Origin of the sequence: Tractidigestivibacter scatoligenes (assembly GCF_001494635.1) — a bacterium.
Classification (GTDB): domain Bacteria; phylum Actinomycetota; class Coriobacteriia; order Coriobacteriales; family Atopobiaceae; genus Tractidigestivibacter; species Tractidigestivibacter scatoligenes.
The window spans coordinates 425,679-448,621 of record NZ_LOJF01000009.1; the positions used below are offsets into that span (position 1 = coordinate 425,679).

Genomic DNA, 22,943 nt, shown 5'->3' on the forward strand with positions numbered 1-22,943 from the left:
CCTCTCGTCTGGGCGCCCCGCAGGCGCCTTGCGTGTGATCCCTACGTGCTGCCTAGCCCTCTGGGTGGGCGAGCGCCGAGAAGCGCGAACCCGGAAAGTCGAGCGTGGCAAAGTAGTCCGCCGGCGTCTCGGCGCGCCGGATGAGCTCGAACGAGCCATCCTCGCGCAACAGCAGCTCCGCCGAGCGGAGCGTGCCGTTGTAGTTGTAGCCCATGGAGTACCCGTGGGCGCCGGCGTCGTGAATGAAGAGCAGGTCACCGATGTGGACCTCGGGCAGCATGCGGTCGCGCGCGAACTGGTCGGAGTTCTCGCAGAGCCTTCCCACCACGTTGTAACGCTTGGTTGCGGGCTCGCCCTCGTGGCCCATAACGGTGATGTGATGATAGGCGCCGTAGACGGCGGGGCGCATGAGATTGGAGGCGCAGGCGTCGACGCCCAGGTAGTCGTGGTAGGTGACCTTCTCGTGGATCACACGGGTCACAAGGCCGCCCGCAGGCGCCAGCATCCAGCGGCCAAGCTCGGCGGCAAGCGCCACGTCACCCATACCCGCAGGCACGAGAACCTCCTCGTACACGCGGCGCACGCCCTCGCCCACGGCAGCGATGCCCACGGGAACATCCTCGGGTCGGTAGTCGATGCCAATGCCGCCGGAGAGGTCAACCAGCCGCACATGCACGCCAAGATCGCGCGAAAGACGCACGGCCAGCTCGAAGAGCACGCGCGCGAGGCGCGGGTAGTAGTCCTCGACCTGCGTGTTCGAGGCGAGAAACGCGTGGAGGCCAAACTCGGTGACGCCCATGGCAGAGAGCCTGCGCGCGGCCTCCATGACCTGCTCGACGGTCATGCCAAACTTGGAGTCCTCGGGCTCACCGATGATGCCGTTCGAGGCAGTGAAGTTCCCTCCGGGGTTAAAGCGCAGGCAGACCATGGTGGGCAGCCTGCCGTCAAGCGCGCGCGACAGGCAGTCCACCATGTCGAGCGAGTCCAGGTTGATGATGGCGCCCAGGTCGCGCGCGCGGCGGTAGTCCTCGTCGGGCGTATCGTTGGAGGAGAGCATGATGCGTTCGCCTCGCACGCCACAGGCGTTTGCAAGCGTGAGCTCCGTGGCGGTTGCGCAGTCGCAGCCGCAGCCCTCCTCGGCGAGGATGGAGACAATCGTGGGGTTGGGCGTTGCCTTCACGGCAAAGTACTCGGTGAAGCCGGGATTCCACGAGAACGCCGCCTTCAAGGCGCGCGCACGCTCGCGGATGAGCTTCTCGCTATAGACGTGGAAGGGCGTGGGCCACTGCGCGGCGGCACGCTCGAGCTGGTCTCTTGTGACGAACGGTAGCTTCTCCCCCATTGTTCCCCCAGACGCGCCGCAGGGGCGCCGCCGGGGTCCACGCAGCAGCGCCGCGTGGCCGGGGATAGCGCTCCCGCAGATCTTCTCCACGGACAGTCCCGGCGGTATTCCCGCCGAGCCCACCGCCACGCCATGCCTGACGTGGAAGTTCGGCGGTCATCGCCTCTCCTGGAATCCTCGCCCGCCGGCTCCACCAGGACCATCGTGCCCGCTCCTCTATCGTGGGGACAACGCTAGCATCCACGCCCCGGCGGCGCAAGGTCGCACGTGACACCAACGGAGAAAAACTTCTTCACGAGGTGGTAGGCACCTCCTCGCCCATCATCTCCATAGTCCCCCTGCGCCCCGCCGTTCTTTAGCGATTTCTGAGAATCGGGCACTGCATTTGCCCAGTTGGCGAGAAACACGATTCTCAAATACCGCTAAAGAACGGGGCGGAGGGGGATGGAGGAGGCGGGCGCCGATAGGAGGAGAGCTGGGCGCCAGTAAGGGAGTATGCTAAGGGCAACACGCACGCTACGCGGCGGTGCGCCGCGCTCGGGAGGACCGCATGAACCCAAGGGAGACCTGCACAGCACTGGAGTTTGCTCAAGAGGTGCACGAGGAGTCACTCGAGCTCCTTCGCACGATCGGCCGCATTGGCGCACCCACCGGCGATGAGGGCCGCCGTGCGGAGTTCGTGGCCAACTGGCTCCGCGAGCAGGGCGCAACCGACGTCACCGTGGACGAGGCAAGAAACGTGGTCTGCATCCTGGGCAACCGGTCCGAACCAGGCCGTGCGGTCTTCTCGGCTCACACCGACGTTGTCTTTCCCGACACGGGCGAGTTGCCGCTTTCCGAGGACGAGGAGAACATGTACGCCCCGGGCATCGGCGACGACACCGCCTGCCTGGTGACGTTGCTCATGGCCACCAAGTGGTTCCTGAGGCACCGGCCCAAGCTCGACACTTGCGTTGTGGTGGTGGCAAACTCCGGCGAGGAGGGCCTGGGTAACCTCAAGGGCACCAAGCAGCTCATGCGCGAGGCCACGGCCCCCGTGACCGAACTCACCGCGCTCGACGCACACTTCCCTGAGGTGGTCACCGAAGCCGTGGGGTCTATGCGCTATCGCATCAGCGTGCATACACAGGGCGGTCACAGCTGGAAGAACTGGGGCGTTCCCAACGCAATCGAGCGCCTCTCGCGCATCGTCTGCGCGATGTACGACCTGCCGCGCCCCACCGAGGCCCGCACCACCTGCAACGTTGGCCTCATCGAGGGCGGCACCACGGTCAACAGCATCGCGAGCGAGGCGTCGTGCCTCTGCGAGTTCCGCTCCACGAGCGAGGCGTGCCTGCAGGAGATGGACGAGAAGCTCCGCAACCTCGTCGCCCGCGCGGACGCCCGCGACGACATGGAGGTGCGAATCGACGTAATAGGCCGCCGCCCCGCCACCGGTGACGTGAGCGAGAGTGCCGAGCGCCGTCTCACGCGTCGCTGCGACGACGCCATTCAGGCGGTCCTTGGCATGCGCGCGCGGCACGTGAGCTCCTCGACCGACGCAAATGTGCCGCTCTCGCTTGGCGTGCCCGCGGTGTGCGTGGGCACCATCGCGGGCGGCCTTCCCCACACGCGCGACGAGTGGATTCGCAAGGCGTCGCTTGAGCAGGGCGTCGCGGTGGCGCTGCTGCTCATGATGGCACACGTGGTGGAGGACGAGTAGCGCCCGTATGCGCCGTTGGCGGCAGGCACCCCTACCGCAACTCTCCCACAAACCCAGCCAGGCGCTCAAGGCCTGTGGCCAGGGTCTTCTCGTCCGTGGCATAGCTTAGGCGTACGTGGCCCTCGCCGCCAAAGCACGAGCCCGGCACCAGCGCCACACCGGCCTCGCGGATGGCGCGCTCGCAGAACTCCTCGCTTGAGAAGCCCAGCGCCTCGATGCTGGGGAATGCGTAGAACGCGCCCTGGGGCGTGACGGTGCGAAGCCCCATGTGCGCGAGCGCCTCCACCGTGACGTCGCGTCGTGACTGGTAGGAGGCGCGCATGGGGGCCGTATTGGTAGCAAGCGCCTCCACGGCGGCGTGCTGCAGGAAGGCCGGCACCGACGAGACCGCGTACTGGTGCACCTTGGCCATAGCGGCAGCGACCTTCTCGCCAGCGCCCACCCAGCCTAGGCGCCAGCCGGTCATGGCCCACGGCTTCGAGAAGCTGTTGGCAACGATGGTCCTATCCGCAAGTTCGGGATAGAGGGACGAGAAGCGTCGGTAGCCAGGTTCGTAGCAAAGCTCGCCATAGACGTCGTCGCAGATCACGTAGAGGTCGCGCGTACGCGCCGCCTCGGCAACGGCATCCATGCTGCGACGGTCGAGCACACACCCGGTGGGGTTGTTGGGCGAGGTAATCACAATCGCCTTGGTGCGGGGGGTAACCGCCTGCGCGAGCGCGCGCGGGTCCAGCTGGAAGTCGCTCGCTGTGGTGTCGAGCGCCACGGGCACACCGCGCGCCAGCCTCACGAGGGAGTCATAGAGGAGAAACGCCGGCGTGGGGATGATGACCTCGTCGCCGGGGTTGAGAAGCGACGTGATGGCACAGAAGAGCGCCTCCGTTGCGCCATCGGTCACAATCACGTTTTCCGGCGCAAGACGCACGCCACGCTCGGCTTCCCACGCGCAGATTGCCTCGCGAAGCCATGCAAAGCCGTTGTTGGGCGGGTAATGCGTGAGACCGCGGGCAAGGTCCTCCCCCACCTTGGCGCATACGTTGGGGGTCGTGTCCTCTCCGGGCTCACCAAGCGTGAGCGAGACGCAGCCGGGAGTTTGGGCAGCGAGTGCCGAGAAGCGCCTGATGCCAGAGAGCCTTAGGTCATCAAGGGCAGCATTGAGCGAGAGGGGCATGGGTTCCTCCTAGGGATTCCAGGCTGCCCCAAAGAAAAACGGGGGCGGCGCGCGGGCGCTACTCCCCGAAGACTAACAAAAAAAGACCCCGTGGGGTCCCGCTTGCCAACGTGCACTTTGTCATTTCCCCGGACGGCACCGGGGTGCCGGGGCGTATTGCCCCTAATCGACCCTGGTGCACTTGACGAGCAGGTGGGAATCCCCGTGGTTGGCGGCATGGCTTCCATACCAGCGCTCAATATCGCGGTAGAGCCACAGGGGGCTGTCGGCCTCGAAGCTGCGACGGTGGTTGTCGAACATGGCGGTGTACTCGCCGCTCATGAACCAGCCGTCCATGCAGGCGTCAAGGACCTTCTTCTGGAGCCTGCTCAGGTTCTTGATCTTCATGGAGTCCTCCTTTCCTAGCGGTGTTCCTGGTGAATACGGTACCCGCCATGCAGGAGCGATATGTTGCTTCATCGTTAACTGCACATAACGTCTACAACTTGTTTGAACAAGACGTTAGCCCAGCGTAAGTGCCACGTTTTCGATGTGCAAAGACGCCTAGCGGAGCTTCTCCAGACGCGCGAGGGCATCTCGTACGGTGTCACGCGCATGGTCCACGCGGCTGCGCGCGTCCTCAATCTTGCTCTGCACCACGATGTCCGAGATGGCGCCGTCAAAGAAGAAGTCCGCGAAGGTCCAGCCACGGCTAATGTCCACCTTGAGGCCAGAGAACTCGCGAACGTCCGAGAGCTCGCGCGAGAACACCGCAAGGGATGACTGCGCCTCTCGCAGGGCGTCCTGCGCCTCGTCGATGCGGTGGTGCTTGGCCAGGCCAGAGATGAGGCCACCGCCAAAGATGTCGAGCATGCCCCACCCCGACGCGCTGTCAAGGCACTTGGACGCCCGATTGAGGCACGCAAGGGCCTTCTCGCCCGCGTCAATTGCCTCCTCGACCTCGCGCTTTGGGTCAAAGTCCTCACCGGGGACCTCGTAGCTGGGGTAGTTGTCGCTGTTGCGGGCCATGTGGACCTCACCCTCCGTGTGTGCCGGCGCTTGTGCCCGGCTCCCTTCGTGCCCACATTCTACCCATGGGTGCGGGGCGCAATGATAGAGATCCATCTTGCACGTGCATGTTCTAAGGCAACGCCATACAATTCTCGTATGACTTGTTCGCACGCTGCCGTCACGCCAGGCGGCCGCACACATGCAGATACCGCAGGAGGCATGCGTGAATCTCAAGCAGTTGGAGTACTTCGTCGCCATAGCCGAGGAGCACCAGATCACGGCGGCCGCGCGTCGCCTGCACATCTCGCAGCCACCGCTCTCGTACGAGCTGGCACAACTGGAGCGCGAGCTGGGAACCACGCTCGTGCGCAGGGGGCCTCGCTCGGCCACGCTCACGGACGCAGGCAAGCTCCTCTACGAGCGGGCCACGCGCATCCTAGCGCTTGCGCAGGCAACGAAGCGCGACGTCGAGGGCGTGGGCAAGGGCATGACCGGCGTGCTCACGCTTGGGGTCGATGCCTCGTGCGCGGGATTGGTGCCCGGCACGAGACTCGTCGAGCTTGCGTCCACACCCAACGTCTCGGTGGAGCTGCGCGAGGGAGACACGCCGCAGGTACTCGAGATGCTCGAGGGCGGCGTGGTGGACATCGGCGTGGTGCGCACGCCGTTCGCGAGCGCCGGTCTGCGCTGCCGCTACGCCAAGACGGAGCGCATGCTTGCCATCATGCCGCCCGCGCTTGAGGTGGGCTCGGAGATGGAAGTCACCTGCACTCAGCTCTCGGGCGTGCCGGTGGTGCTCGCGCGTCGCCTTGAAGAGCAGGTGCGCGCCACGTTCGACGAAGCCAAGGCGGAGCTTTCCGTAGGCTGCGTGGTCGACGACGAGCGCACGGCCTGCACTTGGGCGCGCGGCGGCATGGGCGTTGCCCTCGCACCCGAGACGCTGCTTCCCGTCACCGACACGGGCGATTGCTTCATAAAGGTGATCGCCGAGAAGGGCTTGTCAACTCGGCAGGCGGTGGTCTGGAAGGCAGACCGTTACATGTCACCGCTTGCACAGAGGTGCTTGGCTCTTCTCGGCGATCTGGGGTAGGAACTGGCCGAACGGAGGAAGGAGGCCGTCCGGCCTGGGGAAATGGGAACCTAGGTTACTTGGCGCTCGCGGAGACCTCGACATCGGCGTCATCGGGGTCGGCGACGACCTCCTCGAGGTTCTCGGAGGAGCTGGACTTCTCGACCTTGGCGACGTCCTTGTCGTCACTGCCTTCCTCCATGCCCTCGCGCACGTTCTTGACGGTCTTGCCGATGGCGGAGCCAAGCTTGGGCAGGTTCTTGGGCCCAAAGATGATCAGGGCGACCAAGAGGATGACGAGAAGCTCGGGAACACCCATTCCGAGAACCATTGTTGCCTCCTATAACGACATGCGGTTGGACGGCAACACCTGTTGCGGTCCCTGTGCAGCACGCCATGGGGCGCGCCGCCTTTCAGTCTTGATAGTAGGATTGGCCAATGGATAGGTAAAATACATTTTGATGTACCTTCCCATATAGAGCTTGTATCGATTTGCTTTGATGCAGTGCCGCGTGACGGAGCAGAGACGCCACTCTACAATGTACGAGGGCATATGCACCGCATTCGAAAGGAGTCACGCATGGCAGAGCTTCCGCAGGCAGAAATCGGCATCTTTGGCGGGTCCGGCTTCTACAGCCTCTTCGAGGGCGACTACGAGGAGGTCTCCCTTGACACCCGTTGGGGCCAGCCCTCCGACGTCTACACCGTGGGGACCATCGGCGGTCGCAAGGTCGCGTTTCTCCCCCGCCACGGCCACAAGCACACCTTTGCTCCCGGCGAGGTCAACTATCGCGCCAACCTCTGGGGCATGCACGAGCTGGGCGTGAAGCAGGTCATTGGGCCGTGCTCGGTGGGGTCCCTCTCGCTTGACATCCACCCCGGCGACTTTGTGATCTGCGACCAGTTTGTGGACAGGACCAAGGGCCGTGCCGACACGTTCTTCACGCATGACCTGGGGCTGGGCGTGCAGCACCTCTCCGCAGCTCACCCCTATTGCGAGACCATGCGCAAGGTCGCCGTCGAGAAGTGCCGCGAGCTGGGCATTCCCGTGCACGACGGCGGGACTGTTGTCACCATCCAGGGGCCGCGCTTCTCGACCACCGCTGAGAGCGAGTGGTTCCAGAAGATGGGCTGGTCGGTGGTGAACATGACGCAGTACCCCGAGGCATGGCTCGCCCGCGAACTTGGCATGCACTACGTGAACGTGAGCCTGGTCACCGACTACGACTCCGGTCTGGGCAAGTACGCCGCCGTCACCAACGACGACGTGCTGCGCGTCTTTAACGAGAACCTCCACCTGCTGCGCAAGCTCATCGAGGCCATGGTCCCCGCGCTGCCCGCCACCATCGACGACGACTGCACAGGAAGCGCGACGCTCTTCGGTCGCTTGTAGGTGTGCGATTCTCGCTTCTTCGCGTGCGGTTCTCTCCCCTTCTGCAGAAATGCACCTTCGGGCGAGAATTCGGCGCCGGAGCGAGGGTTTTAGACGCTGTTGCTTCCAAAACGGCCCCTCCGGTGCCAGATGGCGCCGGAGGGGCTTCTCCGTTCAATATGCGAGAAGGACAGCGGCATCCAGGACCGGAGCTAGTCCAGCTCGCCCTCCTCCAGAATCTGGAAGCCGGCGCGCTCGATGGCAAAGACCGCCTCCGCTGCCTGCGCGGAGTCCGTCACCTTAAGGGCAAAGATCGCGTTGCCGTCCTGGTGCGAGAAGCAATACCCGTACTCCACCGAGATGTCAGCTTCGTCGAGCGTCTCGAGGAGCTCGGCCAGGCCGCCGGGGCGGTTTGGCACTGCCACGGCCGTGACCTTGGTCACGCGAGCACGGTAGCCGGCCGCGTCGAGCGCCGCCTTGGCCTTGTCGGCCTCATTGCATACGATGCGTACCAGGCCGTACTCCGGGGTATCGGCAATCGAGAGGGCGCTCATGTTGACGCCCGCGTCCGCCAGGCAGCGGCAGAGCGCGGCCAGACGGCCCTTGTCGTTCTCAAGAAAGACCGAAATCTGCTTGATCATCACTTAATCCCCTTCCTCGTGTCGATGACGCGCTTCGCCTTGCCGGTGCTGCGCGAGATGGACTTGGGCTCGACGATGCGAACCTTGATGCCAACGGAGAGGTCGGTCTTGAGGCGCGCGGAGATCTGACGCTGCAGGGACTCGATTGCGCCGGTCTGGTCGAAGTCGAAGTCGGGGTTCGCCTCGGCCTTAAGCGTGACCACATCCAGCGAGCGCTCGTCTGTGCCAACCTCGATCTGGTACCAGCTGGAGACCTGATCGAAGGTCTTCATGACGTCCTCGATCTGCGACGGGAAGACGTTCACGCCGCGGATGATGAGCATGTCATCGGTGCGGCCATGCAGGCGGTCGATGCGCTTGTGTGTGCAGCCGCAGGGGCACTCGCCAGGCAGGATGCGCGTGATGTCGCGCGTGCGGTAGCGCACGACGGGCGATGCCTCGCGATCGAGCGTGGTAAGGACAAGCTCGCCCCACTCGCCGTCGGGCAGGCGCTTGCCGGTGGCCGGGTCGATGATCTCGGCAAAGAAATGGTCCTCCGCCAGGTGAAGGCCGTCCTGCTCGAGGCACTCGCAGGCCACGCCCGGGCCCATCGTCTCCGTGAGGCCGTAGATGTCGAGCACCTTGTAGTCGAGCTTGCGCTCGAGCTCGGCACGGAAGTTGTCGGAGAAGGGCTCGGCGCCGTGGATTCCCGCCTTGAGATGGAAATCGCGGGAGGGATCGAGGCCCATCTCCAACGCCGTGTCGGCGATGTGCATGGCGTAGCTGGGCGTGCAGCAAAGAATCGTGGTGCCCATCTCACGCAGGATGCGAATCTGGCGCTCAGTGTTGCCGGCAGAGGTGGGAATCACCGTTGCGCCCGAGGCAAGGGCGCCGTAGTGGGCACCAAGGCCACCCGTGAAGAGGCCGTAGCCGTAGGCAACCTGCACCACATCGTTGGCGCCACCGCCCGCAAAGCGGATGCCGCGGGCGAAGCAGTCGGACCAGAAGTCGAGGTCATGCTGGGTATAGGCACCAAGCGTGGCAACGCCCGTGGTACCGGACGACATGTGAATCTCGCGCACGTCGGAGAGCGGAACGGCAAGCATGCCGTAGGGCGCGGCGTCGCGGAGGTCCTGCTTGTTCACAAACGGGGCGTTGGCAAGGTCATCGAGGGAGGCCAGGTGATAGGGGTCAAAGCCCGCCTCGTCGAAGGAGCGCTTGTAGAACGGGACGTGTTCGTAGCAGTTGACCAGCGTGCGGCGCACGCCTTCAAGCTGCATCTCCTCGAGCCTCTCGTGCGGAAGGCGCGTTGCGTCCTTTGCCCCCGCATTGCCGGTGATCGCCGTGCCGTCGTGCTCGTCTGCCATGCCATACCGCCTTTCGAGCCAATCTGCGCCGACTGAACTCGGCGCGTGCACCCATTGTCACCCAGACGTCGCGCCTGATGGGGCAGGCGTCCGTGAGCGCACTTTATCACAGAGGAGCGTCGCCAAGAGGGTGTGCGCGGCAGGTGGACTTGATGCAGCGCTTGCTATAGGGCACCTGCAGGCGGAGGAGTTATTGCGCTTCGCCATGCAACGACGCTGATCCCTGTGCATAAAACTACCCTATCGGACGGTGAATCCTGAGTCGCTGCATAAAAACGCTCTATCGGACAGTGCCTTCGTGTCACAGATATCAAACTTTGAACTACATATCCACAATACTGCATATTTCATATTAAGTATGCATTTCTATGAAAGTTTGATTCAATATTTGATGCAGTTAGACAAAAAACACCGTCCGATAGAGCGTTTTTATGCAGCGAACCCTGAAACTCTGTCCGCTATCGACTTTTTGTGCAGTGAGATGACTGTTGCAGCAAGCATGGGCGCCGCGACAAGCCCGATGGACTCCAAGCACACCGCTATAGTTGACCCAGGAGTTACAAGGAGGAACCACATGAACCAGGTAGACCAGCTTCGCATAACGGTCGCTACCAGCTCAGATGCTGCAGCCGTCGCCAACATCTACGCTCCATACGTACGAGACACCGCAATCACCTTCGAGTACGATGCCCCTGACGCACGGGAGATGGCCGCTCGCATCGAACGGGTTGGCGCCACACACCCCTGGCTGATTGCGCGCGACGCCGCAGGAGCAGCGCTCGGCTATGCCTACGCGAGTCCCTACTATGGGCGAGCCGCATACGCCTGGTGCGTTGAGACCTCCATCTACGTTGACCGCGAGGCCCGCGGCAGCGGGGTTGGCACCGCCCTTTACCAGGAGCTCGAACGCGTGCTGACCGCTCAGGGAATCCTCAACCTATACGCCTGCGTTGCCACAACAAGCACGCCCGACACCCACCTCGACAACGGGAGCGTCACCTTCCACGAGCGGCGAGGCTACCACGAGATAGGCCACTTTCCCAACTGCGGATACAAGTTTGGGCACTGGTACGACACAGTGTGGATGGAACGCAATCTGGGCGCCCACGCTTTGCCACAGCCGTCGGTGCGTCCGTTTTCGCAGGTGAGAGCCGAGCTTGGCCTATAGCACGCTCCCAAGCGCCTTGGCAGCAGCACGGGCATCGTCCACCGAGAGGCTGTCGTACTGCACCACAAACCGGGCAAAGCCATCCGGTGCCCCGACATGCTCGGAAACCCGCGCAAACGAGGAGAGCGGCATCAGTCCCACGCCCACCTCACGCGCAGCCGCGGAAATACCGGCCTCCCCGCGCCCCTCATCGCGCACCTCCAGCACGAAGTGAATCCCGGAATCGGCTTCCTCAAAGCGGACGCGTTCCCCCGAGGGTCCATCGAGCAGACCCTCAACCAGCGCATCGCGCACCTCGCGCATGGCGTGGCGATAGCGAGCCACGTGCCGCTCGTACGCTCCGGACTCAAGTGCCTGTGCAAGCGCCACCTGATCGATAGCAGGTACGGTGGTCGAGAGAAACCCCAGGCGCTCGTCATAGACGGCGTCGAGCGCGGCAGGCAGCACCAGGTAGGCGATGCGCAGCGCTGAAGAGAGACTCTTCGAGAACGTGTTGAGGTACATCACGCTTCCCGTGGCATCGATGCTCGCAAGCGCCGGAATGGGCCGGCCCGCGAGGCGCAGCTCGCAGTCGTAGTCGTCCTCGACAATGTAGCGCCCGTCCTGCTCGGCGGCCCAGCCCAGAAGCTCGTAGCGACGCGCGACGCTCATCACACGGCCGGTGGGAAACTGGTGCGAGGGCATAACGTGCGCCACGGTAGCACCAGACGCACGCAAGGCACGCACCGAGATGCCCTCGCCATCAAGCGGCAGGTAGTGCACGTCAAGCCCATGCGCTCGATAGGTCTCGCTCGCACGGGCATAGCCGGGGTCCTCCACGCCCACCGAACCATCCCCAAGAACGAGCTGTGCGACAAGTCCGTAGAGCGTCTGCGCGCCAGCACCCACAACCACCAGCCGAGGGTCGACCGACATACCGCGCGAGCGCGCGAGGTGGTTTGCAATCGCCTCGCGAAGGCGGAGAACGCCTCGGGCAGGCGGTGTGCGATAGAGCACCTCGTCGGGCTCATGGGCCAATACGTCGCGCAACGCACGCTCCCAGAGACGCGCCGCTCCCTGGCAGGCGACGTTAGCTCCACGCGTCAGATCATATGGCACCCTACCTGCAGCGGATTGGTCTTCTGCCACACCTGCCGGCGCAATCTCGGCCGCCGAGGAAGCCGGCGTGGCAATCGCCATGTCCGGAAGCGAAGGCAGACTTGCCGCGTAGTAGCCCCGACGCGGCCGAGCGATCACATACCCCTCGGCAACCAGCTGCGTATAGGCGCCCTCCACGGTGACCACGCTCACGCCCAGCCGCTCCGCCAGGACGCGCCTAGAGGGCAAGCGCTCGCCCGCGGCAATCGCACCCGTCACAACCTGGTTGCGAATGCACCGGTAGAGGTACTCATAGAGGGGAAGCTCCCCTCTCCCTGTGAGGTCAATCCCCCGCATGCGACGATCCTCTCAACATCTGGTCTTATCGGTTTTGTAAAACTGGACTTATATTGGTCATAGCAATCTATCACGTTCTGGACATTCTAATATTGCCACGGTGCTCCTAGTCTACGTAGGCACACAGACGCGCCAACGCAAGGAGGACCACGAATGTCACAGGACAAGAGAGACGAGAAGACCGTCACGCCGGCACCCGGGCCGGAGCGCGCAAAGCTCAACCGTGAGCTTGCACAGATGCTCAAGGGCGGCGTCATCATGGACGTCACGACCCCCGAACAGGCTCGCGTTGCCGAAGAAGCCGGCGCCTGCGCCGTCATGGCACTCGAGCGCATCCCTGCTGACATCCGCGCAGCAGGCGGCGTGAGCCGCATGAGCGACCCCCACATGATCAAGGGCATCCAGGCGGCGGTCTCCATCCCCGTGATGGCCAAGTGCCGCATTGGCCACTTTGTGGAGGCTCAGGTGCTCCAGGCCATCGACATCGACTACATCGATGAGTCCGAGGTCCTCTCCCCTGCCGACGACGTCTACCACATCGACAAGACCCAGTTCGCGGTGCCTTTCGTCTGCGGCGCCCGCGACCTGGGCGAGGCACTGCGCCGCATTGCCGAGGGTGCCTCGATGATCCGCACCAAGGGCGAGCCGGGCACTGGCGACGTGGTGCAGGCCGTAAGCCACATGCGCCTCATCAACTCGCAGATCCGCCACGTGGTGAGCCTGCGCACGGACGAGCTCTTCGAGGAGGCAAAGCGCCTGCAGGCACCCGTCGAGCTTGTGCGCTTTGTGCACGAGAACGGCTACCTGCCTGTGGTTAACTTTGCCGCAGGCGGCGTGGCCACCCCCGCTGACGCGGCGCTCATGATGCAGCTGGGCGCCGAGGGCGTCTTCGTGGGATCGGGCATCTTCAAGAGCGGCGACCCCGCCAAGCGCGCGCGTGCCATCGTGGGGGCCGTCACCAACTTCGACGATCCGGAGAAGGTTGCCGCGCTCTCCGAGGACCTCGGCGAAGCCATGGTGGGCATCAACAAGGACGAGATAGACCTGCTCATGGCCGAGAGGGGCAAGTAATGGCCACCGCGGTTCTCGCCCTCCAGGGAGCCTTCGCCGAGCACGAGGCCCGCCTCGCCGAGCTTGGCGAGAACACCATCGAGCTACGGAGCGCGGACGACCTCGCGCGCCCGTTCAATCGCTTGGTGCTGCCCGGCGGCGAGTCCACGGTCCAGGGGCGCCTTCTCAAGGAGCTGGGCATGCTCGGGCCACTGCGCGAGCGTATCGAGGACGGCATGCCGGTGCTTGCAACCTGCGCCGGGCTCATCCTCCTGGCGCAGAGACTTGCGGCCCATGACGACAAGGGCACGCCACGCCTGGCAACGATGGATGTGACCGTCGAGAGAAACGCCTATGGTCGGCAGCTGGGAAGCTTCCATGCAACGGCGGAGGTCGCTGGCATTGGCCCAGATGTGCCCATGACCTTCATCCGCGCGCCGCGCGTGGTTGACGTGGGGAAAAGCGCTCTGGCACTGGCGCGCGTGGACGGAAACGTGGTGGCCGTGCGGCAGGGTGCCCAGTTGGGGGTTGCCTTCCATCCGGAACTCGACCCAGACCTCAGGCTGCACCGGCTGTTCCTCTCGCTGTGAGCGGGGCGCAGCGCCCGCAGCTGGCCCGGCGGCAAGCTCACGCCTGCACCGGGCCAGCCTCCCTTTGGCCGCCGGCCCCACCCGCGAGCCGCAACTTGTGCCACACTCTCTCTAGGCGTCCGCCAGGGGACGACGGACCACAGGAGAGGATGAACCATGCTGAGGATCGGCCTTCTCACCAGCGGCGGCGACTGCCAGGCGCTCAACGCCACCATGCGTGCAATCGTCAAGACGGTCATGCACAACACCAAGCAGGACGTCGAAATCTACGGCTTTCTCGATGGCTACCAGGGCCTCATTCACAACCGCTACATTCAGATGACCCCCGGCGACTTCTCGGGACTACTCTCGCAGGGTGGCACCGTGCTCGGCACCAGCCGCACCCCCTTCAAGCTGCTCGACATCCCCGAGGCAGACGGCACCGTGAAGGTTCCGGCCATGAAGCGCACCTACAAGAACCTCAAGCTTGACTGTCTCTTCGTGCTCGGTGGCAACGGGTCGACCAAGACCGCCAACCGCCTCTCGCAGGAGGGCCTGCACATCATCGCGCTGCCCAAGACCATCGACAACGACACCTGGGGCACCGACATCACCTTTGGCTTCACCTCGGCAACCGACGTCGCCACGCGCTGCATTGACGACATCCACACCACCGCCAGCTCGCACGGCCGCGTCTTCGTGATCGAGATCATGGGCCACAAGGTGGGATGGATTCCGCTCTACGCAGGCGTTGCCGGCGGTGCCGACGTCATCCTCATCCCCGAGATCCCCTACGACATGGACAACGTGGTCAAGGCTATCGACCGGCGCGAGGAGAACGGCGGACGCTTTGCGATCATCGTCTGCGCCGAGGGCGCCATCTCCAAGGAGCAGGCGGCCATGAAGAAGAAGGACTACAAGAAGCTCGTAGCCGAGCGCGTGAAGCCCTCTGTGGCCTATGACATTGCCGAGGAGATCGCCCGCAGGACCGACCGAGAAGTTCGTGTGGCCGTGCCCGGCCACACGCAGCGCGGCGGCCAGCCCGACTCCCAGGACCGCATCTTTGCCACGCAGTGCGGCGTCGAGGCGGCGCGCGGCTGCCTCGAGGGCAAGTACGGCTACATGATTGCCAAGGTGGGCGGCAAGATGTGTCGCGTACCGCTCGAGGACGTTGCCGGCAAGCTCAAGTACGTCGACCCCAACTGCGACCTCGTGCGCGAGGCAAAGCTTTTGGGCATCAGCTTTGGCGACGAGTAGCAAGCGGCACAGGGCATGATTGGCAAAGCCTGGCAGAGCTTTGTTTCTGAGACGGCGGCATGGGGTGCCCATGCCGTCTTCTTAAGGTTGCTGCTCGCAACCCTCATTGGCGTGGCCATCGGCATCGACCGCGAGTTCCACAACAAGGGCGCAGGCGTCAAGACCCACGTCCTCGTGTGCATTGGCGCAGCTATGGCCATGATCGTGAGCGAGTACGTGCTCCACCAGTTCCCCGATGCGCGTGGCGACATCAACCGCATTGGCGCCCAGGTCATCTCGGGCGTTGGTTTTCTCGGCGTGGGCACCATCCTCGTGACCGGCAAGAACGAGGTCCGCGGCCTCACCACTGCCGCCGGTCTCTGGGCGTGCGCGTGCATAGGGCTTGCTGCGGGCATTGGATTCACGGAGGCCGCGCTCATCGGGCTGTTCTTCGTGCTTCTCACCTTCGAGGGGCTCAACCGCCTTGACCGCGTGATTCGCCGCGCATCAAAGACCTTCGACGTCTACGTGGAGTTCAACGAGCCGTCGGGCGTGCGAGAGCTTCTCCGCAAGCTGCACTCGTGGGACTGCACGTACGAGAACTTCGAGGTCATTCGCGGCCAGGATGGCCGCAAGGGCACGGCGGCGACCTTCTCGGTGGAGCTCTCGTCGATGGGGCGCAAGAGTCTCTTCATAGAGTCGATTGGCAACCTCGACTTTGTCACCTTCGCCGACGAGATATAGGTGGTAACGCCAGCGGCATTGGAGGCAATCGACATGCCCACGTTCCTCAACCAGAGCCCCGTCTTTGGGCCGGTCACAAGCAGGCGCTTTGGCGTCTCCCTCGGGGTGAACCTAATGCCGAGAACAGGCAAGATCTGCACCTTTGACTGTCTGTACTGCGAGAACGGCTTTAACGACGAGCGCCGCACGCGCGACAGCTATGTGGGCCTTGACCAGGTGATCTCCGCCCTCGAAACGGCCTTAGTGGCAATGGCCGAGAGGGGCGAGAAGCTCGATGACATCTGCTTTGCCGGCAACGGCGAGCCAACCGCAAGTCCCGTCTTTCCGGCAGCCGTCAACGCGGCGCTAGCACTGCGCGACCGCTACGCGCCAGAAGCGCACGTGACCGTGCTCTCAAACGGCACGCAGGCAGCACGGCCGGAGGTGCACGCGGCACTTCTCCGCGTGGACAGGAACGTCCTCAAGCTTGACACCGTCGACGCCACCTACGTGGCCGCACTTGACCGCCCCCGTGTGCCCTATAGCGTGGAGCATCAGGTGGAAGTGTTCGCGTCCTTCAAGGGGCATGTGATTGTGCAGACCATCTTCCTGCGCGGCAGCTACAAGGGCCGCTCGCTCGACAACACGGATGAAGGCCACGTGGAAGCGTGGCTCTCGGCGCTTGAGCGCATTAGGCCGGAGGGCGTGACCATCTACACCGTGGACCGCGACACGCCTGCCTCGGGCCTTGGTAAGGCGCCGAGAGAGACCCTCGACGCCATTGCCCAGCGCGTGCGAGCCCTCGGCTTCCCCTGCACCGTGGGGTACTAGGGATTGCGGCCGTCAGATTTCGCGTTTGTGCACTCCTCATATACGCGCTCAGGGGCTACGTCCAAATCATCGTTCCACACGACTGTCCCACGTTCCGCATGTGCCTTCATAAAGAACACGGGATTCTTGAGCGGGGCATACGGCTGTAGATTCAAGAGGGGACGCGCATCGAAGGAGCCTTTTGTCCCGTCGAAAAATTCGACATCGATGCTGTAGTCCTCATGTGGTCGTACCGACATTACGGACCAACCAAATCTTCCCATGGCACCTCCTGCTCCTTATCGGGCGAGACCTCTACCGCAGAGGGTCAATCTTATATGGGAGCTCATGTGCAGACAGCAAGCGCCAATTCCCCACCAACTCGTCTTGATGGATCGTTGCCCATGCGACAATAAGACGACGTTGCCTGATCGGCATTTCTCCATCTAACATATTCCCATTCAAGTCAAATATTGCCTCATAATCCTGATAAGTCGCATGGAAGTGCGGCGGATTGTGATCGTCGTAGAACATTGCGATGATGATGCCATAGAATATCGAAATCGTGGGCATAGCCATCCTCCTGTAAACGCACCTGCTGCTCCTTCGTATGCAGAGCGTTCACTGTGGAGATGCAGACTTGTGCCCCTTATAGCCACAGGTTCTTACGCAAAAGTTCTGGAGCCCGCGCGAATCACCGATAGAGTGCTGCCAGTCAGCTCCGTCACTTGCATGGCTCTAGTATGCCCAAAGAATCGCGCGGCGCCACTCGGTAACAGTGCCGTCACACGAGACGCGCTATCATCGTGTTGTACCTGCACCCGCTTGAGATCGGACGCCCGGCATGTGCGAGCTCTTCGCGATCAACTCGGGAAGGCCGGTCTTGGCCAACGCCTACCTGAGGGAGTTCTACACCCACAGTCATGACAACCCGCATGGCTGGGGCCTCTCGTGGCGAGACGACCATGGCAAGCCCGGCGACCCCGAGGCGGACGTCATGCTCTGGCACGAGCCCATCCCGGCCTACGAGTCAACGCTGCTGCCCAAGATTCTGGAGCAGCCCGTGGAGGCCTGCCGCCTGGAGGCGCATATTCGCTTCTCCACTTGCGGCGCGCAGAGCGTGGAGAACTGCCACCCGTTTTTGGGCTCGGACATCTCCGGACGCGAGTGGACCCTCATCCACAACGGCATCCTCTTCAACGAGGAGCTGCTCGCGGGCTACGACCGCATCGAGCGCGGTGAGACGGACAGCGAGCGCACAATGCTCTTCCTTCTCGACGTCCTGGACGAGGCCACCATGCGTGCAGGTGGCACACTGGGCTTTGACGGCACCTTTGACGCGCTGGCAGGCGCCCTCTCGCAAATCTCTAACCTCAACCGCCTGAACCTCATCCTGGACGATGGCACCTACACCTACGTGCACACCAATACGTCGGAAGACACGCTCAACTACCGACAACTTTCGGACGATGCCATCGTCTTCTCGACAAAGCCGCTTGGCGGGGACGCGGAGAAGGACCTCTGGAAGCCAGTCCCGCGCAACCGCCTGATTGCCTACCGAGACGGACGCCTGGTGCGAACGTCTGCGCCACACGGGTACACGTTCTGCGAGGCGATTCTCGACCTTCGCAAGAAGTTTGGCGACGCATGGCCGGAGGTTATCGCGTCGTAGGCAGTTGCCGCGGATTCCGATCGGTTAGACCTCCCTAACCGGCGATAACGCGTGGCAGATAGCGCCGTGCCGAGAACCGCGCCCACGCCATCGGGAGCCACGCCGATTACCTCCGTCCGCGCACACCGCCACCACGCCCCTCTGCTAGTCTGTATGGTTCCGTCTGGTTCCACCGGACGCTTAACACGGCAACAACGCGCGGGCCTCACCCGCCAGGAGCGAAAGCGGCAAGCATGGACCTCTCCCAGGCAATCGAGCAGGCAAACGCCTTTGTCTTCCCTGGCTTCCTCACGGACGACGACTCCCTCACCCAGGAGCGCTCCAAGAACGAGGAGGCAATCAAGGTCTTGACCGATGCCTGGAAGGCGGCGCCGCTTGGCCGCGAGCCCTTCTCGTTTGACCTGGTACGAGGCCTTGCCGACAGGAACCGCGACATCTGTGACCGCTATGGCATCGAGCGGCTGAGAAACACCAACGGCTTGAACCTCGCGCGGCGCCTTTCGGATGCCGACCTCATCCACGGCGTGGCCACGCTCCAGCACCGCACGGACGAGGAGGTCGCGCGCGTCTCTGGCCCCACTGCCGCAGACCTGGGCATCGCCTACATCGACGCGCCAGTATGGGGCGCCGTGGTAGGCATCGACCTCGAGACCTCGGACCGCGAGCCCGACCGCGGCTACGTGATCAACGTGGGCCTGGAGTTCATGAACCTCACCCCCACGGCCAAGCCCACCAACCCCTACTCCGCCTACTGCGGCATGCCCGAGATGTACGCCGAGAAGGGCGTGCCCCTCTCAGAGATCCACCACATCACCTGGAAGGACCTCGAGGGCGTGCCACCCCTGCGCCAGAACCCCAAGATGCAGAAGGCTATTCTCGCCGCGCTCACGGCATTCCCCTACATGGCCCACAACGCCGCCTTCGAGGACTCCTGGTTCATGCTCAACGTTGACGGCTACGCCGAGGCGCGCAAGGCCGGCAAGATCGTGCCCATCGACACACGCGACATCTGCCGCCGTGTGGACCCGGAGGTGCGCCTGCTTCCCCGCGAGACCCACCCCGCCACGCTCGAGAACTGGGCCCGCCGCCGCGGCACCTTGAGCAAGAACGAAAAGGAGCGCCACCTGGGCCTCGAGGACGTGGACCTCATGCTCGCGACCGTGCAGGCCGAGTTCTCTGAGCGGAAGATGTTCCCCGGCCAGCGCGAGGAGGACTAACATGCGCCTGCAGCAGCTGCGCTATCTCATCGCCGTTGCGGAGAGCGGGTCGATCAACTCCGTGGCGCACAGCCACTACATCTCCCAGTCCGCACTCTCCACCTCCATCCGCGAGCTCGAGGAGGAGATGGGCGTCAAGGTCTTCAACCGCACGAACAAGGGCATCACGCTCACGTCCGAGGGCGTGGAGCTTCTCGCCTACGCGCGCCAGGTGGTCGAGCAGGCCGATCTCATGATTCGCCACTACGAGAGCGACCGCAACGACACCTACCGCAAGCTGTCCGTCTCGTCTCAGCACTATGCCTTTGTGGTCAACGCCTTCACGGAGTTTGTTGCCAAGCGCCACGACGAGTCCTGCGACTTCACGCTGCGCGAGACGCGCACGGCCGACGTGATCGACGACGTGCGCACCTTTAGGAGCGACATCGGGGTGCTCTACCTCTCGACCTACAACGAGCGCGTGCTCAGGCGCCGCCTGGACGAGGCAAACCTGCGCTTTGTCTCGCTCTTTCGGGCGCGCCCGCACGTCTTTGTCCGTGAGGGGCACCCGCTTTCCAGCCGCAAGAGCGTGCGCGTGCAGGACCTCGAGGACTATCCGCGCTACACCTTCGAGCAGGGCCCCGAGGGCTCGCTCTACTACTCCGAGGAGCCGCTCTCGTCGCTCCCCCACCGCCAGCGTATCACCGTGAGCGACCGCGCAACCATGACGAGCCTCCTGCGCTGCTACGACGGTTTTCTCGTCTCGACAGGCGTGCGCTCGGACGAGATGCTCGACGGCATCGTGGCCATCCCGCTCGACGTGGACGAGGTCATGAACGTGGGCTACGTGGTGCACCGCGAGCGCAAGCTCTCAAGCCTCGCGCAGGCCTACATCGCCGAGCTCAACCAGCTGATCATGGGCTGCATGGACAAGAACGCCCTCGTTCCCTCCAAGGAGGTCACGAGGGCGGTTGCCGGTGATGATAAGGATGCGGCCAGTGAGGCGCAAAGCGCAGCGACACCGGCCGACCCCGCCGAGTAGGCTTCCCCACCGACTCCTACATGAGCTCGGTCACGTTCTTGGCGAACTCCACCGGGTCGTCGATGGGCAGTCCCTCGACGAGAAGCGCCTGATCATACAGGATGGAACCCATGAGCTTGAGGCGGTCCTTCTCGCCAGCCTCCTGCGCCGCGACGAGCTTGCCAAACACAGGGTGCGCAGCGTTCAGCTGCAGCACGCGCTGGGCCTTGGGGGCAGAGGCAGCCTCGGGACCCTGGGAAATCACGCGCTCCATCTCGAGCGAGACCGGGCCCTCGGAGGCAATCGTCGCAGGGGCGTCACCCAGGCCGGCCGCCACGCGCACGTCGGTGACCTTGTCGCCCAGGTCACCCTTGAGCTCGTCGATAAGGTCCTTGTGCTCGGTGGTCGCCTCGTCGGCAGCTTTCTTCTCGTCCTCGGTCGCAAGGTCGAGATCCGCGGAAGAGACGTTAGCAAACTCGAGGTCGCGGGCGTCGGTGCCCTTGTGCTCGGAGTCGCCCGCCACAGCGTCAACGTGGTAGGTGCGCATGAACTGGAACATGAACTCGTCGACGTCCTGCGTGCAGAGAAGCACGTCGAAGCCGTGGTTCACGGCGGAGGTCACCACGGGCATCTTCTCCAGGCGGTCGCGGGAGTCGCCGGCAGCGTAGTAGATCTTGTCCTGCTCGGCGGGCATGGCCGTCACGTACTCCTTGAGCGTGACCTGCTTGCCCTCCTTGGCCGACCAGAACAGCAGCAGGTCGGCGAGGTCGGCGGCCTTCGAGCCGTAGGAGTTGTAGATGCCAAACTTGAGGCCGCGGCCAAAGTTGCCAAAGAACTTCTCGTAGCCTTCGCGGTCGTTGTCGCGCATGTCCTCGAGCTCGGAGTGAATCTTCTTCTCGATGCGGCGTGCTATGGCCCTGAGCTGCGAGTTCTGTTGCAGCGTCTCGCGGGAGATGTTGAGCGTCACGTCAGGCGAGTCGACGATGCCGCGCACAAAGTTGTAGTAGTCGGGCAAGAGGTCGGCGCACTTCTCCTGGATGAGGACGTTTGACGAGTAGAGCGCCAGGCCCTTCTCGTAGTCCTTGCTGTAGAGGTCGAAGGGTTGCTCGGACGGGATGAAGAGCAGCGCGTCGTACGAGAGCGCACCCTCGGCGTGGAAGCTGATCGTACGCTGTGGCTTCTCCCAGTCGTGGAAGGTCGACTTGTAGAACTCGTCGTAGTCCTCCTGCTTGACCTCGCTCGAGCGCTTCTTCCAGATGGGGGTCATCGAGTTGAGGGTCTCAAGCTCCTGGTAATCCTCGTACTCGGGCTTGTAGTCGTCGCCGGCGTCCTCGGGCTTGGGCTTCTCGCGGCTCTTGGTGACCATCATCTGGATGGGATGGCGCACATAGTTGGAGTAGCGCGTGACAAGGTCGCGCAGGCCCCACTCGGAGAGGAAGCGGTCGGTGTTGTCCTCCTCGGTCGAGGGACGCAGGTAGAGCGTCACGTCGGTGCCGTGGTCATTTTCGCCCGAGCGCTCTCCCTCAGCGGCAGGCTCGATGGTGTAGCCGCTCCGGCCGTCAGACTCCCAGGCAAAGGCCTCGTCCGCACCATAGGCGCGGCTCACCACGCGGACCTTGTCGGCAACCATGAAGGCGGAGTAGAAACCCACGCCAAACTGGCCGATGATGTCCATGTCCTGGCCCTGGTGCTCGGCGTTTGCCTCCTTGAAGGCCTCCGAGCCAGAGTGGGCGATGGTACCCAGGTTCTTGTCCAGCTCGTCCTTGGTCATACCGATGCCGTTGTCGCTCACCGTGATGGTGCGCGCATCCTTGTCAAAGGCAAGGTGGATGGCAAGCGAGTCCTGGTCAACGTGGACGTCTGGGTTGGTGAGGCTCTCGAAGCTCAGCTTGTCGATGGCGTCCGACGCGTTGGAGATGAGCTCGCGCAGGAAGATCTCCTTGTTGGTGTAGATCGAGTTAATCATGAGGTCCAAGAGCTTCTTGGACTCTGTCTTGAATTGCTTCATGTGCGCTTCTTTCCCTTGAGACAAGCCAACGTTTATCTAGTTACCCACCACCGGGGGCGATAAACCCCTAAGGGCCGAAAATCTACTGCATACGCGCTGAGATTTTCTCTGTGTGCAGGTTGATAGGCGAGAAGGACGAGTCGTCTGCGTTTCCGCCGGCCCGGGGCATGCGGTCCGCACACCCCGGGCCCCGAACTACGCACGGTCGCGTTTAAGCTTTGTGGATTGCTGGGCTTTTGTCCTTCTCGCCCTCAGCCGTGCGTAGTTCCAACACCTGTCGAAGCTCCAAGCCTGCCCCACTCGGGCATCCGAGTTGGCTTCGGAAAACCATGGGGCAAAAATCGGACGTTTTGCTCCTTGCCCAGCGCGAATTCTGTCCGAAAGTTGCCCGACAACGTCAGCGCTCACTCCAGAAGGGACGAG

Annotated in this window: 23 protein-coding genes and 1 riboswitch; of the genes, 12 read left to right on the forward strand and 11 right to left on the reverse strand. The window is 63.5% G+C overall.

Annotation, left to right across the window (positions count from 1 at the left end; genetic code table 11):
• Positions 1-52 precede the first annotated feature (52 nt).
• Positions 53-1,342, reverse strand: coding sequence for a diaminopimelate decarboxylase (locus AUL39_RS06405; RefSeq protein ID WP_059054746.1), 1,290 nt, complete (start codon positions 1,340-1,342; stop codon positions 53-55).
• 57 nt (positions 1,343-1,399) lie between these two features.
• Positions 1,400-1,569, reverse strand: a riboswitch (Lysine riboswitch).
• 323 nt (positions 1,570-1,892) lie between these two features.
• Here AUL39_RS06405 and AUL39_RS06410 point away from each other — a divergent pair.
• Complete coding sequence (locus tag AUL39_RS06410) at positions 1,893-3,044, forward strand: M20 family metallopeptidase (RefSeq protein WP_059054747.1); 1,152 nt, start codon at positions 1,893-1,895, stop codon at positions 3,042-3,044.
• 31 nt (positions 3,045-3,075) lie between these two features.
• Here the strand turns inward: AUL39_RS06410 and AUL39_RS06415 are convergent, their stop codons facing one another.
• The 3 genes from AUL39_RS06415 to AUL39_RS06425 form a co-directional block, all read right to left on the reverse strand.
• Positions 3,076-4,215, reverse strand: a complete 1,140-nt coding sequence (locus AUL39_RS06415) for a pyridoxal phosphate-dependent aminotransferase (protein WP_059054748.1) — start codon at positions 4,213-4,215, stop codon at positions 3,076-3,078.
• 162 nt (positions 4,216-4,377) lie between these two features.
• Positions 4,378-4,602: a hypothetical protein gene (locus tag AUL39_RS06420; RefSeq protein WP_059054749.1), complete on the reverse strand. Its 225-nt coding sequence runs from the start codon at positions 4,600-4,602 to the stop codon at positions 4,378-4,380.
• Positions 4,603-4,758: 156 nt separating this feature from the next.
• A complete protein-coding gene (locus AUL39_RS06425; RefSeq protein WP_059054750.1) occupies positions 4,759-5,223 on the reverse strand; it encodes a hypothetical protein in 465 nt (154 codons plus the stop codon).
• A gap of 205 nt (positions 5,224-5,428) precedes the next feature.
• On the opposite strand from AUL39_RS06425, the gene AUL39_RS06430 reads away from it, so the two are divergent.
• Positions 5,429-6,295: a LysR family transcriptional regulator gene (locus AUL39_RS06430; RefSeq protein ID WP_059054751.1), complete on the forward strand. Its 867-nt coding sequence runs from the start codon at positions 5,429-5,431 to the stop codon at positions 6,293-6,295.
• Between the two features lie 55 nt (positions 6,296-6,350).
• On the opposite strand, the gene tatA is transcribed toward AUL39_RS06430, so the two are convergent.
• A complete protein-coding gene (gene tatA, locus AUL39_RS06435; protein WP_059054752.1) occupies positions 6,351-6,605 on the reverse strand; it encodes a twin-arginine translocase TatA/TatE family subunit in 255 nt (84 codons plus the stop codon).
• A 249-nt stretch (positions 6,606-6,854) separates the two neighbouring features.
• Between tatA and AUL39_RS06440 the strand changes: the two genes are divergently transcribed.
• A complete protein-coding gene (locus tag AUL39_RS06440; protein WP_059054753.1) occupies positions 6,855-7,667 on the forward strand; it encodes an S-methyl-5'-thioadenosine phosphorylase in 813 nt (270 codons plus the stop codon).
• 191 nt (positions 7,668-7,858) lie between these two features.
• Here the strand turns inward: AUL39_RS06440 and AUL39_RS06445 are convergent, their stop codons facing one another.
• Together AUL39_RS06445 and AUL39_RS06450 are read right to left on the reverse strand one after the other, a co-directional pair.
• Positions 7,859-8,287, reverse strand: a complete 429-nt coding sequence (locus AUL39_RS06445; RefSeq protein ID WP_059054754.1) for an ACT domain-containing protein — start codon at positions 8,285-8,287, stop codon at positions 7,859-7,861.
• On the reverse strand, positions 8,287-9,633 hold the full coding sequence (locus AUL39_RS06450) for a phenylacetate--CoA ligase family protein (RefSeq protein ID WP_082667289.1): 1,347 nt from the start codon (positions 9,631-9,633) through the stop codon (positions 8,287-8,289). Before AUL39_RS06450 ends, AUL39_RS06445 begins: the two co-directional genes overlap by 1 nt.
• Before the next feature lie 481 nt (positions 9,634-10,114).
• Between AUL39_RS06450 and AUL39_RS06455 the strand changes: the two genes are divergently transcribed.
• Positions 10,115-10,801 carry a GNAT family N-acetyltransferase gene (locus tag AUL39_RS06455; RefSeq protein ID WP_235810781.1) on the forward strand — a complete coding sequence of 229 codons (687 nt, stop codon included), beginning with the start codon at positions 10,115-10,117 and terminating at the stop codon, positions 10,799-10,801.
• Here the strand turns inward: AUL39_RS06455 and pdxR are convergent.
• Positions 10,796-12,235 carry a MocR-like pyridoxine biosynthesis transcription factor PdxR gene (gene pdxR / locus AUL39_RS06460; RefSeq protein ID WP_059054756.1) on the reverse strand — a complete coding sequence of 480 codons (1,440 nt, stop codon included), beginning with the start codon at positions 12,233-12,235 and terminating at the stop codon, positions 10,796-10,798. The two genes, AUL39_RS06455 and pdxR, sit on opposite strands and share 6 nt — an antisense overlap.
• 153 nt (positions 12,236-12,388) lie before the next feature.
• Between pdxR and pdxS the strand changes: the two genes are divergently transcribed.
• The 5 genes from pdxS (at position 12,389) to AUL39_RS06485 (ending at position 16,644) form a co-directional block, all read left to right on the forward strand.
• A complete protein-coding gene (gene pdxS / locus AUL39_RS06465) occupies positions 12,389-13,306 on the forward strand; it encodes a pyridoxal 5'-phosphate synthase lyase subunit PdxS (RefSeq protein WP_059054757.1) in 918 nt (305 codons plus the stop codon).
• The gene (gene pdxT, locus AUL39_RS06470; RefSeq protein WP_059054758.1) at positions 13,306-13,875 is read left to right on the forward strand and encodes a pyridoxal 5'-phosphate synthase glutaminase subunit PdxT; all 570 of its coding nucleotides are present in this window, start codon (positions 13,306-13,308) and stop codon (positions 13,873-13,875) included. Before pdxS ends, pdxT begins: the two co-directional genes overlap by 1 nt.
• 156 nt (positions 13,876-14,031) lie before the next feature.
• Positions 14,032-15,111, forward strand: a complete 1,080-nt coding sequence (locus AUL39_RS06475) for a 6-phosphofructokinase (protein WP_059054759.1) — start codon at positions 14,032-14,034, stop codon at positions 15,109-15,111.
• 15 nt (positions 15,112-15,126) lie between these two features.
• Positions 15,127-15,834 (forward strand): MgtC/SapB family protein, encoded by a 708-nt coding sequence (locus AUL39_RS06480; RefSeq protein WP_059054760.1) that lies wholly within the window; start codon positions 15,127-15,129, stop codon positions 15,832-15,834.
• Positions 15,835-15,867: 33 nt separating this feature from the next.
• On the forward strand, positions 15,868-16,644 hold the full coding sequence (locus AUL39_RS06485) for a radical SAM protein (RefSeq protein WP_059054761.1): 777 nt from the start codon (positions 15,868-15,870) through the stop codon (positions 16,642-16,644).
• Here the strand turns inward: AUL39_RS06485 and AUL39_RS11640 are convergent.
• Both AUL39_RS11640 and AUL39_RS06495 read right to left on the reverse strand, forming a co-directional pair.
• Complete coding sequence (locus AUL39_RS11640; protein ID WP_059054762.1) at positions 16,641-16,907, reverse strand: DUF2442 domain-containing protein; 267 nt, start codon at positions 16,905-16,907, stop codon at positions 16,641-16,643. The genes AUL39_RS06485 and AUL39_RS11640 overlap by 4 nt on opposite strands.
• 31 nt (positions 16,908-16,938) lie before the next feature.
• The gene (locus AUL39_RS06495) at positions 16,939-17,196 is read right to left on the reverse strand and encodes a DUF4160 domain-containing protein (protein ID WP_059054912.1); all 258 of its coding nucleotides are present in this window, start codon (positions 17,194-17,196) and stop codon (positions 16,939-16,941) included.
• Positions 17,197-17,467: 271 nt separating this feature from the next.
• On the opposite strand from AUL39_RS06495, the gene AUL39_RS06500 reads away from it, so the two are divergent.
• The 3 genes from AUL39_RS06500 (at position 17,468) to AUL39_RS06510 (ending at position 20,533) form a co-directional block, all read left to right on the forward strand.
• Positions 17,468-18,295 carry a class II glutamine amidotransferase gene (locus AUL39_RS06500; protein WP_059054763.1) on the forward strand — a complete coding sequence of 276 codons (828 nt, stop codon included), beginning with the start codon at positions 17,468-17,470 and terminating at the stop codon, positions 18,293-18,295.
• Between the two features lie 233 nt (positions 18,296-18,528).
• Positions 18,529-19,512, forward strand: a complete 984-nt coding sequence (locus AUL39_RS06505) for a 3'-5' exonuclease (RefSeq protein ID WP_059054764.1) — start codon at positions 18,529-18,531, stop codon at positions 19,510-19,512.
• 1 nt (position 19,513) lies between these two features.
• On the forward strand, positions 19,514-20,533 hold the full coding sequence (locus tag AUL39_RS06510; RefSeq protein WP_070807567.1) for a LysR family transcriptional regulator: 1,020 nt from the start codon (positions 19,514-19,516) through the stop codon (positions 20,531-20,533).
• Positions 20,534-20,549: 16 nt separating this feature from the next.
• Here AUL39_RS06510 and htpG read toward each other — a convergent pair whose 3' ends face one another.
• Positions 20,550-22,520, reverse strand: a complete 1,971-nt coding sequence (gene htpG / locus AUL39_RS06515; RefSeq protein ID WP_059054765.1) for a molecular chaperone HtpG — start codon at positions 22,518-22,520, stop codon at positions 20,550-20,552.
• Positions 22,521-22,943: the final 423 nt, after the last annotated feature.